This window comes from Streptomyces sp. N35 (assembly GCF_016464295.1).
Lineage (GTDB): Bacteria > Actinomycetota > Actinomycetes > Streptomycetales > Streptomycetaceae > Streptomyces.
Window position 1 is genome coordinate 1 of record NZ_JAEIMH010000024.1, and the last position, 14,410, is coordinate 14,410.

At 72.0% G+C, this 14,410-nt stretch carries 15 protein-coding genes; 9 read left to right on the top strand and 6 right to left on the bottom strand.

Going from position 1 to position 14,410, the window contains the following annotated elements:
* The 5 genes from JAO81_RS15320 to JAO81_RS15340 all read left to right on the top strand — a co-directional run.
* Positions 1 to 2,032: 4'-phosphopantetheinyl transferase superfamily protein (locus JAO81_RS15320; RefSeq protein WP_233415405.1), on the top strand; the 2,032-nt coding region annotated here is incomplete at its 5' end.
* On the top strand, positions 2,029 to 2,322 hold the full coding sequence (locus JAO81_RS15325) for an acyl carrier protein (RefSeq protein ID WP_165335470.1): 294 nt from the start codon (positions 2,029 to 2,031) through the stop codon (positions 2,320 to 2,322). The genes JAO81_RS15320 and JAO81_RS15325, both read left to right, overlap by 4 nt.
* Entirely contained in the window at positions 2,319 to 3,125 is an 807-nt protein-coding gene (locus JAO81_RS15330; RefSeq protein WP_199548406.1) for an alpha/beta fold hydrolase, read from the top strand. Before JAO81_RS15325 ends, JAO81_RS15330 begins: the two co-directional genes overlap by 4 nt.
* Positions 3,122 to 4,279: a glycosyltransferase gene (locus JAO81_RS15335; RefSeq protein WP_199548407.1), complete on the top strand. Its 1,158-nt coding sequence runs from the start codon at positions 3,122 to 3,124 to the stop codon at positions 4,277 to 4,279. Before JAO81_RS15330 ends, JAO81_RS15335 begins: the two co-directional genes overlap by 4 nt.
* 34 nt (positions 4,280 to 4,313) lie before the next feature.
* On the top strand, positions 4,314 to 5,417 hold the full coding sequence (locus JAO81_RS15340) for a class I SAM-dependent methyltransferase (protein ID WP_199548408.1): 1,104 nt from the start codon (positions 4,314 to 4,316) through the stop codon (positions 5,415 to 5,417).
* A gap of 18 nt (positions 5,418 to 5,435) precedes the next feature.
* Here JAO81_RS15340 and JAO81_RS15345 read toward each other — a convergent pair whose 3' ends face one another.
* Both JAO81_RS15345 and JAO81_RS15350 read right to left on the bottom strand, forming a co-directional pair.
* On the bottom strand, positions 5,436 to 6,281 hold the full coding sequence (locus tag JAO81_RS15345; RefSeq protein WP_199548409.1) for a class I SAM-dependent methyltransferase: 846 nt from the start codon (positions 6,279 to 6,281) through the stop codon (positions 5,436 to 5,438).
* 108 nt (positions 6,282 to 6,389) lie between these two features.
* Positions 6,390 to 7,589, bottom strand: a complete 1,200-nt coding sequence (locus JAO81_RS15350) for a bifunctional adenosylcobinamide kinase/adenosylcobinamide-phosphate guanylyltransferase (protein ID WP_199548410.1) — start codon at positions 7,587 to 7,589, stop codon at positions 6,390 to 6,392.
* Between the two features lie 114 nt (positions 7,590 to 7,703).
* Between JAO81_RS15350 and JAO81_RS15355 the strand changes: the two genes are divergently transcribed.
* Entirely contained in the window at positions 7,704 to 7,994 is a 291-nt protein-coding gene (locus tag JAO81_RS15355; protein ID WP_199548411.1) for a hypothetical protein, read from the top strand.
* Between the two features lie 44 nt (positions 7,995 to 8,038).
* Here JAO81_RS15355 and JAO81_RS15360 read toward each other — a convergent pair whose 3' ends face one another.
* Together JAO81_RS15360 and JAO81_RS15365 are read right to left on the bottom strand one after the other, a co-directional pair.
* Positions 8,039 to 9,121, bottom strand: coding sequence for a S1C family serine protease (locus JAO81_RS15360; protein WP_199548412.1), 1,083 nt, complete (start codon positions 9,119 to 9,121; stop codon positions 8,039 to 8,041).
* A 51-nt stretch (positions 9,122 to 9,172) separates the two neighbouring features.
* Positions 9,173 to 11,089: an ABC transporter ATP-binding protein gene (locus JAO81_RS15365; RefSeq protein WP_199548413.1), complete on the bottom strand. Its 1,917-nt coding sequence runs from the start codon at positions 11,087 to 11,089 to the stop codon at positions 9,173 to 9,175.
* A gap of 42 nt (positions 11,090 to 11,131) precedes the next feature.
* On the opposite strand from JAO81_RS15365, the gene JAO81_RS15370 reads away from it, so the two are divergent.
* Positions 11,132 to 11,323, top strand: a complete 192-nt coding sequence (locus JAO81_RS15370; RefSeq protein ID WP_199548414.1) for a CsbD family protein — start codon at positions 11,132 to 11,134, stop codon at positions 11,321 to 11,323.
* 98 nt (positions 11,324 to 11,421) lie between these two features.
* On the opposite strand, the gene JAO81_RS15375 is transcribed toward JAO81_RS15370, so the two are convergent.
* Together JAO81_RS15375 and JAO81_RS15380 are read right to left on the bottom strand one after the other, a co-directional pair.
* Positions 11,422 to 12,165: a bifunctional 2-polyprenyl-6-hydroxyphenol methylase/3-demethylubiquinol 3-O-methyltransferase UbiG gene (locus JAO81_RS15375; protein ID WP_199548415.1), complete on the bottom strand. Its 744-nt coding sequence runs from the start codon at positions 12,163 to 12,165 to the stop codon at positions 11,422 to 11,424.
* A gap of 44 nt (positions 12,166 to 12,209) precedes the next feature.
* On the bottom strand, positions 12,210 to 12,803 hold the full coding sequence (locus JAO81_RS15380; RefSeq protein WP_307813396.1) for a DUF3043 domain-containing protein: 594 nt from the start codon (positions 12,801 to 12,803) through the stop codon (positions 12,210 to 12,212).
* Between the two features lie 340 nt (positions 12,804 to 13,143).
* Between JAO81_RS15380 and JAO81_RS15385 the strand changes: the two genes are divergently transcribed.
* Both JAO81_RS15385 and JAO81_RS15390 read left to right on the top strand, forming a co-directional pair.
* Entirely contained in the window at positions 13,144 to 13,941 is a 798-nt protein-coding gene (locus JAO81_RS15385; RefSeq protein WP_199548417.1) for a PspA/IM30 family protein, read from the top strand.
* Positions 13,942 to 13,999: 58 nt separating this feature from the next.
* The gene (locus JAO81_RS15390) at positions 14,000 to 14,278 is read left to right on the top strand and encodes a hypothetical protein (RefSeq protein ID WP_199548418.1); all 279 of its coding nucleotides are present in this window, start codon (positions 14,000 to 14,002) and stop codon (positions 14,276 to 14,278) included.
* The last annotated feature ends 132 nt before the right edge of the window (positions 14,279 to 14,410 follow it).

A 14,410-nucleotide genomic window follows, 5' to 3' on the forward strand; every position in this document is an offset into this window, starting at 1 on the left:
GGGGGGGGGGGGGGCGCGCCCAGAGCCCCGCCCCGCGATGCCCGGGGCGGGCCGCCGCCCCGAACTGCCCGCCGCCCTCAGTCAGTCGCCCCTCGCGGGCGACCTCCAGGCCCTGCTCGACGAATCCGCCGAGACCGCCACGGCGGTGCTCGCGGCAGCCGCGGCCGCACCCGCATCCACACCCGTTCGCGCCGCCGCCCCTTCGACCGCCTCCGCCCCGCCCGACCTGGCGGCCGACGTCCGCCCCGCGACCGACGTCCGCCCTCCGGCCGATGCACGCCCCCGGGCCGGAGCACGCCCGGGCATCGCGGCCACCCCAGGCACGCCAGCCGCCCCGCCCCGCCCCGCCCACCCGATCCCGCACGCCACCCGCGCCTCCGGTGGGCCTGCCGAGTCCGGCGGGCAGGACACGGCAGCCCGCGCCTTGGGCGGTCCGGCCGCACCGCCCGCCACCCGCACCCCCTTCACCATCTCCCTCGCCACCCTCCCGTACCTCACCGACCACTGCTTCTTCCGCCAGCGCCCCGACTGGCCCGATGTCGCCGACCGTTGGCCGATCGTCCCCGCCACCACCCTGATCCAGCTGATGGCGGACGCGCTGCCGAAGACCGGCGCGCCCCTGAGAGCCGTACGAGACGCGCGCTTCCTGGAGTGGGCCGTCGCCGAGCCCGCGCAGGACGTCGTCATCGAAGCCGTCGCCGAGTCGCCCGGCCGGTACGCCGTCGCCTTCGGCCGGCACGCACGGGCCACGCTGGAGACCGGGGAGCACGGGACGCCCCCGAGCGCCTGGGGCCCGCCCGCCGAGGAGCGCCGGCCCACCACCTCCGCTCAGGAGATGTACGACGAGCGCTGGATGTTCCACGGCCCGCTGTTCCGAGGTGTCAGCGAGATCCTCGCGCTCGGCGACCGGCACGTACGCGGTGTGCTGACCACCCCGCCCGCGCCCGGCGCCCTGCTCGACAACGTCGGCCAGCTGCTCGGCTACTGGCTGATGGCCACCCACACCGACCGCACCGTGGTCTTCCCGGTCGGGATCAAGCAGGCCCGCTTCTTCGGCCCGCACCCCGAGCCGGGCACGCGGCTCGACTGCCACATCCGGATCACCGCGCTCACCGAGACCGTCCTCGAAGCCGACGTCCAGCTCGTCCACGACGGGCAGGTCTGGGCCGAGATCCACGGCTGGCAGGACCGCCGCTTCGACTCGCCGCCCGAGACCGACGAGGTCAAACGGTTCCCCGAGCGCAGCACCCTCTCCGCCGAGCAGAGCGGCGGCTGGCAGCTCGTCTTCGAGTACTGGCCCGACCCCGCCTCACGCGAGCTGATGATGCGCAACCAGCTCGTCGGCGACGAACGCACCGCCTTCGCCCAGCACCCCCCGCGCGGCAAACGCCAGTGGCTGCTCGGCCGGATCGCCGCCAAGGACGCCGTGCGCCGTCTGCTGTGGGCCGGCGGCGAAGGCTCCGTCTTCCCCGGCGAGGTGCGGATCGCGAACGAGCCGAGCGGACGCCCGTACGCGTACGGGGTGCACGGTCGCCAACTGCCGCAGCTGAACGTCTCGTTGGCGCACTGCCAGGAGGCGGCCGTCGCCCTCGTACGGCCGAAGGGGCCGGTCGGGATCGACATCGAGGAGATCACCGAGCGGCCCCCGGCCACCGTCGACGCGGTGCTCGGCGCCGGCGAACACGGCCTGTACCAGGAGCTCGGCGCGGACCCCGAGGCACTCACCCGGATCTGGTCCGCCAAGGAGGCCGCGGCGAAGGCCGAGGGCACCGGGATCCAGGGCCGCCCGCGGGACTTCGAGGCCGCCGCCGACGGGCCGGACGCGCTGCGGGTCCGTACTCCGTCGGGCGCCATCCACCGCGTACGGCTCACCACCGCCGCCAACCCGCCGGGCCTGCCCGCCCGCAGCTACATCGTCGCCTGGACCGAGTCCTCAGAGGCTGTCGTCGAGCCCCCGTCCGCGTCCCGACAAGGGCTCGAAGACAGCCCCCCAGCCCCCGAAGCCAACGCCCCCGAGGAGCACACGACATGACCAGCCCCGCCACCGTCGACGAAGAGGCCGTGCTCGCCGAGATCGGCGGCGCCCTGCGTGCCGTACTCGACGACCTGGAGTTCGAGGACGCCCCGATCACCCGCGAGACCCGCTTCGTGGAGGACCTCGACCTGGAGTCGATCGACCTGGTGACCCTCACCTCGGAACTGCGCGGACGCTACGGCGACCGGGTCGACTTCCCGGCCTGGTTCGCCTCGCTCGAACTCTCCGAGATCATCGGCCTCACCGTCGGACAGCTCGCCGACTACATCGTGGGGCGCCTGCGATGACCCGTCTCGACGCGGGTGACCTGCGGTTCAACGTGGAGCGCCTCGGCGAGGGCGGCCGGGAGACGGTGGTCCTGGTACACGGCATCGCCACGGACAACCTGACGAGCTACTACTTCACCGTGGCCCCCGAGTTCGCCGCCGCGGGCTATGACGTCGTGATGTACGACCAGCGCGGTCACGGCCGCAGCGCACGGCCGCCGCGCGGCTACGGCATCGAGGACTTCTCCGGCGATCTCGCCCTGCTGCTCGACGAGTTGGGCGTCACCGGGCCCGTCCACCTCGTCGGCAACTCCTTCGGCGGCACGGTCGCCCTCGACTACGCCCTGCACCACCCGGGCCGCGTCGCGAGCGTCCTGATGGTGGAGTCCGAGCCGCCCACCGACGCCTGGGCGCGGAAGATGAGCGGACTGCTCGCCGGCTCCGCGTACCAGCTGCACGACGAGCGCACCCTGCCGTGGATCGAGGAGACCTACGGACGCCACGAGGCGCGGCTCGTGCGCTGGTCGATGCGGCTCCTTCACGGCACTTCGATCGCCGAGGACATCGCCGCGAGCCGGATCCCCGACGAGGCGGCCTGGCGCGGCCTCGACGTGCCGGTCCTCGCGGTGTACGGGGCGAACTCGGACCTCGCCGTCATGGCCGACTGGCTGCGCGGACTGCTGCCGCGCTGCCGCACCCACACCGTGCACGGCCACGGGCACTCGGTCCTGGTCGGCACGCCGGAGACGGTCGGCCCGCTGCTGCTCGACTGGGTGCGCGAGGGACACAAAGAGCTGCTGGAAGCAGGGGTGCCCGCGCCATGAGCCGCTTCCTCTTCGTGGTGCCGCCGCTCGTCGGCCACGTCAACCCGACCGTCAGCGTCGCCGCCGAACTCGCCGGGCGTGGGCACCGGGTGGCGTGGGCCGGACTCCCGCGGTTCGTCGAGGAGCTGGCGGGCCCGGAGGCCGAGGTCTTTCCGTGCGAGATCCCCGGGTTCCTCGAGCGGCCGGCCGAGCTGCGGGGTGCGGCCGCCCTGCAGTTCCTGTGGCAGGAGTTCTTCGTGCCGCTCGCCGACGCCATGGCGCCCGGAGTGGAGCGGGCGGTACGGGAGTTCGGCCCCGACGTCATCGTGTCCGACCAGCAGACCCTGGCGGGCGCTCTGGTCGCCGAACGGCTCGGCATCCCCTACGTCACCTCCTCCACCACCTCCGCCGAGTTCAGCGACGCCCTCGACGGGATGCCGAAGATCGGCGAGTGGGTCGCCTCGCTCGTATCGGAGCTGCGCGACCGTATCGGCGATCCGGCCCGTACGCACGACCCGCGCTGCTCGCCGGACCTCGTCCTCGCCTTCACCACACCGGAACTCGCGGGGGACGGCGCGTACGGCGACGAGGTGCGCTTCGTCGGCCCCGCGCTCACCCGCAGGCCCGCCGGGGACTTCCCCTGGCAGTGGCTAGACGAGGACCGTTCGACCGTCCTCGTCTCGCTCGGCACCGCCAACACGGATGTCGGCGCGCGCTTCCTCGCGGAGTGCGCCGCGGCCGTACGGGAACGGGGCCGGCGGATCCAGGCGGTGATCGCCGACCCGGGCGGCGTCCTGACGGCGGAGTCCGACACCGATGTGCTCGTCCTGCCGCACATCCCCCAACTCGCCCTCCTGGAAAGGGCGTCGGCGGTCATCAGCCACGCCGGGCACAACACCGTCGCCGAGTCCCTGTGGCACGGCGTCCCGCTGGTCGTCGCCCCCATCCGCGACGACCAGCCCCTGGTCGCCGCACAGGTCACCGCGGCCGGCGCGGGGGTGCGGGTGCGGTTCGGGCGCAGCGGGCGCCGGCAGATCGGGGCGGCCCTCGACGCCGTACTGGAAGAGACGCAGTACCGGGAGGCGGCCCGCGCGATCGGGGCCTCCTTCCGCGCGGCGGGCGGGGCGGCAGCCGCGGCCACCCAGCTGGAGAAGTTCGCCGTGGACCGGCGCTGACCGTAACCGCTTGAGTTCGCAAGGGAGACAGAGCATGGCAACCACCTCCGAGACCGAGACCGTCGAGCAGCACCGGGCCGAGCGTGACGCGCGTGTCGCGGCGCTGCGGCCCGCCTACCAGGCCGAACTGGCCCTGGGCATGGACCGGCTCTTCGAGGACCGGCGCGAGACCTGCCCGTGGTGCGAGTCCAAGCGGCTCAAGGTGCGCCTGAAGACCGCGGACTACCTGCAGGCCAAGCCCGGCACCTTCGTCCTCGACCAGTGCGCGGACTGCCGCCACATCTTCCAGAACCCGCAGCTGAGCAAGGCCGGTCTGGACTTCTACTACCGGGACTTCTACGAGGGCCTCTTCGAGAAGGAGCTCGGCGCCGCGTTCGACAGCGCCGGCGGCGACACCGGCCAGCGGCACGTGGACCGCGCCAAGGCGATGCTCACGCATCTGCGGCCCGGCCGCTGGCTCGACGTCGGCACGGCGGCCGGCGAGTTCTGCGCGGGCGCCAAGAAGGTGCTGCCCGACACGGTCTTCGACGGACTCGACGTCGGCGCCAACGTCCTCAAGGCCAAGGAGAGCGGCCGCATCGAGCACGCGTACCAGGGCTTTCTGCCCGAGCACGCCGAGACGCTGGCCGGCCGGTACGACGCGGTGAGCATGTTCCACGTCCTGGAGCACACCGTCGACCAGCGGGCCGAACTCGAAGCGGCGCGCAAGGTGCTGCGCTCCGGCGGGCACCTCATGATCGAGGTGCCGGACCCCGAGTCGCACTTCGCCAAGCTGCTCGGCACGTACTGGGTGCCGTGGTTCCAGCCGCAGCACCTGCACTTCGTGAGCATCGGCAACCTCAACCGGGCGCTGCGCGACATGGGCTTCACCGTGGTCGCCGTCGACCGCCGCGAACCCCATATCCCCTTCGACATGCTCGGCGCTTTCGGCCTGATGCTCCTGCGCTTCCTGCCCTTCCGCAACGAGCCGTGGCTCAGCAAGAAGCCGGGCCGCAACGGCACCCGGCTGTGCAAGCTGTTCTTCACCCTGGGCGTGCCGTTCTTCCCGGTCCTGCACTTCCTCGACCGGGCGCTGGCCCCCCTCCTGCGCCGCACCGGCTTCTCCAACGCCTACCGGGTCGTGGCCCGCAAGAACTGAACGCCCTGAGGCGTACGGCTACTTGAACCGCACCAGCGTCACCGCCGGTGCGAACGAGCGGTACACCGGGATGCGGTACTGGTGCTGGACCAGCTTGCCCAGCGCCCCGCGTCCCGGTGGCAGCCGCACCGCGCGCACCTCGGCGATCGACGGATGGGCCGAGTGCAGCTTGGCGCGCTCGTCCGGGGCCATCGACCAGTGCATCGGCGGGATCGTCAGCTTGCCGATCTTCAGCTTCCCCTCGCGGGTCAGCTTGGTGACCCAGCGCGGCATCGAGTCCAGGACCATCACCCCGCCCGGCAGCCGCTCGGCGCACGCGGCGAGGATCTCCCGTACCTCCGCGGGCTTGAGATACATCAGCAGGCCCTGCGCCGTCACGATCACCCCGCGCGAGGGATCCTCGATCGCGTCCAGCCAGCTCAGATCCGTCACGGACTTCGGGATGATCCGGTGCCGCGGGTGCTCGGGAAGCAGCCGGCCGCGCAGCTCGGCGCCTTCCGGGAGCTCCACGCTCAGCCAGTTCAGGCGCCCGTTGTCCACGCGCCAGAAGCTGGTCTCCAGACCCTCGCCGAGCGCGACCACGGTCGCGTCGGGCCTGCGCGCCGTGTAGTTGGCGACCGACCGGTCGAAGCAGAGCGAGCGCAGCCCCTGGGTCTGCGCGAACAGCGGATGCGGCGGGCCGAGCTTCTCCTCGAAGGGGTAGTCGAGGGTGTCGACGAGGCGGATGGCGAGCGGGTCGTGCAGGACGGCATCGGGACGGCGGGCCTCGCAGGCCCGGTTCCACAGCGTCCACAACAAGGTCTCCGGTACGCCGTCGAGTGCGGGGCGTACCCGGGCGGTCTGCGGTGCGAGGGTCTCGGTCATGCCCGACAGACCACGCCACCCGCGCGCGGGCGGCAAGGCGACACTCACGGGCGGAGCGGCGCCGTACCCGCCCGGATGAGCCGCACGGCGCCGCCACGTCGCCCGGGCTCAGCCCCGCAGCACCAGCGCCTGACCCGCTACCACGAGGAGCACGTGCTCGCACTCGCCCGCGAACGCCGCGTTGAGACGGCCGAGTTCATCGCGGAACCGCCGGCCCGAAGCGGTCGCGGGCACGACCCCGGAGCCCACCTCGTTCGACACGGCGACGACGGTACGTGCCGACTGCCGTACCGCACCCACCAGTTGGGCCGTCTGCTCGCGCAGCGCACGGTCGCCGCCCGCGGCCCACTTCGCGTCGTCCCAGGCCTCGACCTTGTCCATCGCGTCGGTCAGCCACAGCGAGAGACAGTCGATGAGCAGCGGCGGCCCCTCGGCTTCGAGCAGCGGGACGAGATCGCAGGTCTCCGTGGTCCGCCAAGACCCCGGCCTGCGCTCGCGGTGCAGCCTTATCCGGTCGGCCCAGTCCGAGTCCCCGTCGCGTACGCCGCCGGTCGCCACGTACACGACCTCGGGGAAGGACTCGAGCCGTCGCTCGGCCTCCACGGACTTGCCCGAACGCGCACCGCCGAGCACCAGCGTGCGACGCGGCAGATCGGGTACGGCGTGGTACTCGCCGACCACGAGCGTCGTACCGTCGGGCACCGCGCGGGCGCCCGCGGCGGCGAGGCGGCGGTGCAGCTCGGGCCCGGGCGGGGCGTCATGGTCGAGATGGACGGCGAGCACATCCGTGGTCGCCGCAACCGCACCGCTAGCCCGCAGCTTCGCCAGCGCGTCAGGGCGGCCCACGACATCGGCCAGGACCATGTCGTACGGCTCCGGGCGCTCGACCTCACCGGCGGGCGAGGCGCCGGGCGGCAGGTAGAGGAGCGACCCGCCGTCCGGGCTCGTCACCTCGTATCCCGTGCCCGGGTGGTCGAGCGCGATCGCGCGCACCCGGTGCCCGTCGAGGAGCGCCAGCTCGCGGCCGTCCGGCACCCGCCCCGCACGCGGCAGTCCGGCCGGGTGCTCGACGGCCGGGCCGTCGTGGGGGTGCGAGAGCAGCACCTGCCGCACCGCGGACAGTGAATGACCGGAGCGTGCCGCGGCGAAGGCGGCGCCCGGGGTGAGGTCGAGCAGCAGTACGCCGTCCACGAGCACCGCGGTCGCCGAGCGCGCGTACGCGCCGAGCGCGCCGGCGCAGGCCGCGCAGGGGCAGTCGGGGCGGGGCAGTCCGGCCGGGGCGCCGGTGCCGAGCAGAGTCAGTTCCACAAGGCGATCCTCCCGCGTCGGTATGGGTCGTGCGCGCCCGGATAGGCTGCACTTCAGCTGGGTGGCACCTTGCCATCTGCGGTCGGATGCTGAGCCGGTTCTTTGGAGGCTGACATGAGCGCTTGGTTGTGGCGGTTCGAGAAGTCCGACGGCACCGAGGTCGAACCGGCCGTGGCGCCGGACGAGTTCACCACCCAGGGCGACGCGGAGTCCTGGATCGGTGAGTACTGGAAGGACCTGCTCGCCGGCGGGGCCGACCAGGTCCATCTCTTCGAGGACACGACGAAGATCTACGGGCCGATGAGCCTGCACGCGGAGACGGCCGCGGACTCCGAGGCCGACTCCGGCACCGGTACGGAGAAGACCGGCGCGGAGAAGACGGGCACGGAGAAGGCAGAGGCCTGAGACCGGGGCGGGTGCGGGGGCCCTCGCCCCCGCACCCGCAGCCCTTACATCTCGCCCAGCGTGACCTCGGCCGTCTTGCGCGAGCCGTCACGGCCGTACGTCACCGAGACCTTGTCGCCCGGCTTCTTCGCCGCCAGCGCCTCCGACAGGGAGGTGATCGTGGAGATGTCCTGGTCGTCGAAGCGCGTGATCACATCGCCCGCCTCGAGCCCCGCGTCGGCCGCGGCGCCGCCCGACTCGGCCTCGACCACCGCGACACCCGCCGGCTTGTAGTCGTCGCCGAGGACGGTACGGCCCGAGATGTCGAGCGCGGCCCGGCCGGAGTCGGTGACCTCGCCGTCCTTGACGATCTGTCCCGCGATCGTCTGCACCATCGAGGCCGGGATCGCGAACCCGATACCGGGCGCCGCGCTGTCGCCCATCTCCGGGTCGGTCGCCGCGAGCGTCGGGATGCCGACGACCTCGCCGTCGAGGTTGACCAGCGCGCCGCCGCTGTTGCCGGGGTTGATGGCCGCCGAGGTCTGCACCATGTTGCCGATCGTGGCGCCCGGGCTGCCGCCGGTGCGCGGCTCGCTGACGGTGCGGCCGGTCGCCGAGACGATGCCCTGCGTCACGCTGGAGGACAGACCGAGCGGCGAGCCCATCGCCAGGACGATCTGGCCGACCTCGACCTTCGAGGAGTCCCCGAGCTTCGCGGCCTTCAGGTTGCTCGGCGGGTTCTCCAGCTGGATCACGGCGAGGTCCTGCTCGGGATAGCTGGAGACCAGCTTGGCCGCGAGCTCCTTGCCGCCGGTCGCCGCGGTGACCTTGAAGGCCTTGGTGTCGCCGACGACATGCGCGTTGGTGACGATATGGCCCTTGTCGTCGTACACGACGCCGGATCCGAGACTGTCCCCCGCGGTGATCTGCACGACGGACGGCAGCACGTCCTTGATCACCTCGATGTAGTCCTCCTGCAGAGCGGCTCCGTCCTTGCGGGCGACGGCAGCGGCCTGCGTGGTCGAGTCGGCCTCGGCCGCCGGGGACCCCCAGCCCGGGCAGCCGGCAAGGGGGGCCGCGGCGCCGAGCGCGGCGGTGAGGGGGACGGCTATCCGGGGGAGCGAACGAGGAGTACGAGTTCGGTTCATATCCGGATTGTCGGCATCGTGCCACCCGTTCGGCCTCCTGTACGGGTCCGATCAGGTGGCCCCCGACGCCGTGGAAGCGAGGAACTGCGTCGCGGCCAGCTCCCCGTACAGCGGATCGGACGCCACCAGCTCCCGATGCGTCCCCACCGCCCGTACCCGCCCCGCGTCCATCACCACGATCCGGTCGGCGAGCGTCACCGTGGACAGCCGGTGCGCCACGACCAGGACGGTCACTTCGCGGGAGACCTCGGCGACCACATCGCGCAGCGCCAGCTCGTTGACCGCGTCGAGCTGCGAGGTGGCCTCGTCGAGGAGCAGCAGCCGCGGCTTGCGCAGGAGCGCCCGCGCGATGGCCACGCGCTGCCGCTCGCCGCCCGAGAGCTGCGAGCCGCGATGCCCGACGAGCGAGTCCAGGCCCTCGGGCAGCCGCTCCACGAGGGCGTCCAGGCGTGCCCGTACGAGAACGTCCTGGATCTCCTCATCCGAGGCCTCCGGCGCCGCGAACAGCAGGTTCTCGCGCAGGGTGCCCGCGAGGACCGGGGCGTCCTGCTCCACGTAACCGATCTGCGCGCGAAGATCGGCCAGCGGCCAGGAACGTACGTCCCGGCCGTCCACGAGGACCCGCCCGCCGGACGCCTCGTAGAACCGCTCGATCAGCCCGAACACCGTGGTCTTGCCGGCGCCGGACGGCCCGACGAAGGCGGTCATGCCCGGACCCGGCACCTCGAAGCTGACGCCGTGATGGACATACGGGAGTTCGTCGCGGTAGCGGAAACGCACGTCGTCGAAGACGACCGAGGCGGGCGTGGTGTCCCGGGGCGCGGACGGCTCACCGGTCTCCTCGGTCTCCATCCGCTCGGCCTGCACGATCCGTGCGATGGCGGCCGAGCCGACCTGGTACTGCGTGGCGGCCTCGACGAGCCTCGAGACCGGGTCGATCAGGTAGAAGAGGAAGAGCAGGAAGGCCACGAGCGTGGATACGGAGATCGTCCCGGACGCGACGCGCGCGCCGCCGATCCCGAGCACCGCGAGGAACGACACCTGCACGGCGAGCCCCACCGAACTCCACGCCACCGCCTGCCACTTGGCCGACCGCACCCCGTGCCGCCAGGCCTCTTCCGCGGCCTCCTGGACGGCTGCCGACTCGCGCTGCTCGGCGCCGGAGGCCTTGACCGTACGGAAGGCACCGAACGCCCGCTCCAGGGCGGTGGAGATCGCCCCGACCGCCTCCTGGGCACGCGCGGTGGCCTGCGAGATCTTCGGCATGACGAAGGTGACGGCACCGCCGATCAGCACGATCACACCGATGGTCACGCCGAGCAGCACCGCGTCCATCAGGCCCATCAGGACGATGGTGGCGATGAACGTCAGCCCGCCGGACACCGCCGAGACCACGGACTGGGTGGTGACGGCGCGCAGAAGCGTCGTGTCCGAGGTGACCCGGGACATCAGATCGCCCGGCTGCGTCCGCTCCACCTCGGATATCCGCAGCCGCAGCATCCGCCCGACCAGGGTGCGCCGTGCGGCGAGCACCACGGACTCGGCGGTCCGCTCCAGGACGTACGCGCCCACGGACTCGATCGCGGTACCGGCGACGACCAGGACGGTGAGCAGGATCAGTACGCCGACGACCGACCCGTCCCCGCCGAGCCGGTCCACCAGCGCCTTGGCGGCCAGCGGTTGGGCCAGACCGGTCACGGCGCCGACGAGGGTGAGCAGCGCGCCGAGCGCCACGATCCAGCGATGCGGACGGAAATGCCGGTAGAGGGCACGCCAGGTCTCACGGGCGGGCAGTTTCTCCGGCTGCTGTGGGTCGCTCACATGCGAGAGGACGCGGCGGACACCCCCGGTGCCTGAGTGGCGGGGACCGGCTGAGTTCTGTGCGGGTTCCCCCGGCCGCCGGGACACGCCCAGTCCGTCCGGCACTCTCAGTGACTGCTTCGGATGCGGCCCCCGCAGGGCGCTCATAACGTGGCAGAGACCCCCATCCCGATCCTGCGAGGAGCAGTCATGGGCGACAGCAGCGCTATGGACAAGGCGAAGGGCAAGGCCAAGGAGGTCACCGGCAAGGTCACCGGCAATGACCGCATGGAGGCCGAAGGCAAGGCGGACCAGGCGAAAGGCAAGGCCAAGGAGGGCATGGAGCGCCTCCGCGACAAGGCCAAGGGCGTCGGTGACTCCCTGCGTGACGAGAACAAGTAGCCGGCCTGGACATGGCAAAGCGCCCCGCCTTCCTGCTTGAGGCAGGAGGGCGGGGCGTCAGGAGTTGAAGCGTCAGCCCCGTACACCGCGAAGGTGCGTCAACCCCGTACGCCACACAGATGCATGAGCGCGGCGACCTGCCGGTACGGATCCGTCCGCCCCGCCCGCTCCTCCGCGAGCAGCAGCCGCTCGAACTCCTGGCCCGACGGGGGCTCGGTGCCGTCCGCGGCCTGGTCCGTGAACACCCGTACGCCGTACCAGGCGTGCAGCGGCGCACCGATACCGGCGAGCGACGCGGTGAGCGTGGCGAGACGGTCCGCACGTACGGTCAGGCCGAGCCTGTTCTCGTACACGGGGGAGTCGAAGGCCGCGAGCGCGGTGTCCCACCGGCCGGCGAGGCCGGGCCGCATCGCGAGCGCGTCCGCGTTCCGTACGAGCAGGGACAGCAGTCCGCCGGGCGCCAGCATCCGCGCGAGACCGGCGAGCAGCGCGTCCGGCTCCTCGACGTACATCAGCACGCCATGGCAGAGCACCACGTCGAACGCGCCGGGCAGGAAATGCACCCCGGTGTCGCGGCCGTCGCCCTGGAGCAGCCGGACCCGCTCGCGGATCCCGGCCGGCTCCTCGTCGAGCGCCGTACGCGCGGCGACCAGCATCGCCGGATCGGACTCCAGACCGGTCACCTGGTGACCGGCCCGGGCCAGGCGCAGGGCCTGGGTGCCCTGGCCCATGCCGACGTCGAGGATCCGAAGCCGCCGGCCCACGGCGAAGTGCTGGGCTATCTGCTCGTCGAGCTGCCGGGCCACGAGCTCCTGGCGGACCGCGTCACGCAGTCCGCCCATGAGCTCGAGCCACTTTTGCGCACCCCCCGTGAACGACTCCGCGCTCAGGGCCGCTCTCCGCGCTTGACCTGCGGCTTGGGCAGGCGCAGGCGACGCATCTGGAGGGTACGCATCAGGGCGTAGGCGACGGCGCCGCGCTTCGGCTCGTCCGGGAAGCGCTCACGGAGCTGCTTCTTCAGGCGGATGCCGATACCGATCGAGTCGATGATGATCAGCAGGATCACACCGAGCCACGGCAGCAGCGCGATGTTCTGCAGCTGCGCGTTCCGCAGCATGCTGAGCACCAGGATGATCACGGCAAGCGGCAGGAAGTACTCCGCGATACAGAACCGCGAGTCGACGAAGTCACGGGCGAACTTGCGCACAGGACCCTTGTCACGGGCCGGCAAGTACCGCTCGTCACCGCTGGCGAGGGCCGCGCGCTGCTTGGCCATGTCCGCACGGCGCGCCTCGCGCGTGCGCTTGGCCGCGTCCTTGCGGGTCAACGGCGTATTGGCCACGCTGCGGCGCTGCGTCTGAGCCTGGCTGCGCTTGGGAGTGGGGCGACCCTTGGGAGCCTGCGGGTCGCGGGGCGTCTGGGAGTCGACCGGCGCCTGAGCGGCGGGGGTCTTCTCATTCTTGGAGCGGCTACCGAACACGAAACCCAAGGGTACGGGGTCTTGCGCATGGACCACAGCCCGCCGGGGAACGATCCGACAACGCCGGACGTCAATACAGGGGCGCAACGGGAAGTACAGGGTCGTACCGCACAGGGCGGCCCGGGGGCGGGCGAGCGGTTCCGGGAAACGTCCCTTGCCTTCCCCTGAGAGCCACCTACTCCCTACGCCGGAGCGGGCGGGGCCGTACTTCGTCCTTGGGGAGGAGCGCATCCGCACACGAACAGTGCGGTAATGGAGGCAGGGCCCGTAGGCTGGGTTCTGTCGCAGTGCTGGAGCTGGACAACGGCTGGATCCGTCAAGAAGGGGGCGCGCGAAGCCCATGAGCGGTGTCATGAAGCGTATGGGGATGATCTTCCGCGCGAAGGCGAACAAGGCCCTTGACCGGGCCGAGGACCCGCGCGAGACCCTCGATTACTCGTACCAGAAGCAGCTGGAGCTGCTGCAGAAGGTGCGCCGCGGCGTCGCCGATGTGGCGACCAGCCGCAAACGCCTCGAACTGCAGCTGAACCAGCTGCAGTCGCAGTCCTCCAAGCTGGAGGACCAGGGGCGCAAGGCGCTCGCGCTCGGCCGTGAGGACCTGGCGCGCGAGGCGCTCTCCCGCCGGGCCGCGCTGCAGCAGCAGGTCACGGACCTGGAGACGCAGCACCAGACGCTGCAGGGCGAGGAGGAGAAGCTCACGCTCGCCGCCCAGCGCCTGCAGGCCAAGGTCGATGCCTTCCGTACGAAGAAGGAGACCATCAAGGCCACCTACACCGCGGCCCAGGCGCAGACCCGGATCGCGGAGTCCTTCTCGGGCATCTCCGAGGAGATGAGCGATGTCGGCACCGCCATCCAGCGCGCCGAGGACAAGACGGCGCAGCTGCAGGCCCGCGCCGGCGCCATCGACGAGCTGCTCGCCTCGGGCGCCCTGGACGACGCCTCGGGCCTGGCCCGCGACGACATCCAGTCCGAGCTCGACCGGCTCTCCGGCGGTACGGACGTGGAGCTGGAGCTCGCCCGGATGAAGGCCGAGCTGGCCGGCGGCAGCACGCCGAATCAGCAGGCCATCGAGGGTGGCAACGGGGGCCAGACCCAGGCGCAGCAGCCGCAGGACACCCCCCGCTTCGACAAGCAGTAGAAAGCCCCACCAGGCCTCGGGACCTCTTCAGAAGGACTTACTTCAGAAGGAGAGCGACATGATCGTACGGATCATGGGGGAGGGGCAGGTGAAGCTGGCCGACAGCCACTTCGCCGAGCTGAACAAGCTGGACGACGAACTGCTCGAGGAGATGGAGAACGGCGACGGCCCCGGCTTCCGCCGTACCCTCCACGCTCTCCTCGACAAGGTGCGCGAACTGGGCGAACCGCTCCCGGACGAGGCACTCGAACCCTCGGAGCTGATCCTGCCGCCGCCGGACGCGGGCCTCGAAGAGGTCCGCGAGATGCTCAGCGATGGCGGCCTGATCCCCGGCTAGCTCGGGCTCCGGCCACTCCAGGCACTGCTGTCACCGTGCCCCGCACCCCCGCCGTACCGGCGGCGGGGGGGGGGGCAGCGGGGGGGGGGCGGGGGGCAGGCGCTGGTCCCGCTCCCCCAGGGCGGGGCGGGG

Bases quoted from the DNA above. Each gene is read 5' to 3' on its own strand.
- JAO81_RS15330 (WP_199548406.1), top strand. From the start codon at position 2,319: ATGACCCGTCTCGACGCGGGTGACCTGCGGTTCAACGTGGAGCGCCTC.
- JAO81_RS15370 (WP_199548414.1), top strand. From the start codon at position 11,132: ATGGGCGACAGCAGCGCTATGGACAAGGCGAAGGGCAAGGCCAAGGAG.
- JAO81_RS15360 (WP_199548412.1), bottom strand. From the start codon at position 9,121: ATGAACCGAACTCGTACTCCTCGTTCGCTCCCCCGGATAGCCGTCCCC.
- JAO81_RS15365 (WP_199548413.1), bottom strand. From the start codon at position 11,089: ATGAGCGCCCTGCGGGGGCCGCATCCGAAGCAGTCACTGAGAGTGCCG.
- JAO81_RS15345 (WP_199548409.1), bottom strand. From the start codon at position 6,281: ATGACCGAGACCCTCGCACCGCAGACCGCCCGGGTACGCCCCGCACTC.
- JAO81_RS15335 (WP_199548407.1), top strand. From the start codon at position 3,122: ATGAGCCGCTTCCTCTTCGTGGTGCCGCCGCTCGTCGGCCACGTCAAC.
- JAO81_RS15340 (WP_199548408.1), top strand. From the start codon at position 4,314: ATGGCAACCACCTCCGAGACCGAGACCGTCGAGCAGCACCGGGCCGAG.
- JAO81_RS15355 (WP_199548411.1), top strand. From the start codon at position 7,704: ATGAGCGCTTGGTTGTGGCGGTTCGAGAAGTCCGACGGCACCGAGGTC.
- JAO81_RS15385 (WP_199548417.1), top strand. From the start codon at position 13,144: ATGAGCGGTGTCATGAAGCGTATGGGGATGATCTTCCGCGCGAAGGCG.
- JAO81_RS15375 (WP_199548415.1), bottom strand. From the start codon at position 12,165: ATGGGCGGACTGCGTGACGCGGTCCGCCAGGAGCTCGTGGCCCGGCAG.
- JAO81_RS15390 (WP_199548418.1), top strand. From the start codon at position 14,000: ATGATCGTACGGATCATGGGGGAGGGGCAGGTGAAGCTGGCCGACAGC.
- JAO81_RS15325 (WP_165335470.1), top strand. From the start codon at position 2,029: ATGACCAGCCCCGCCACCGTCGACGAAGAGGCCGTGCTCGCCGAGATC.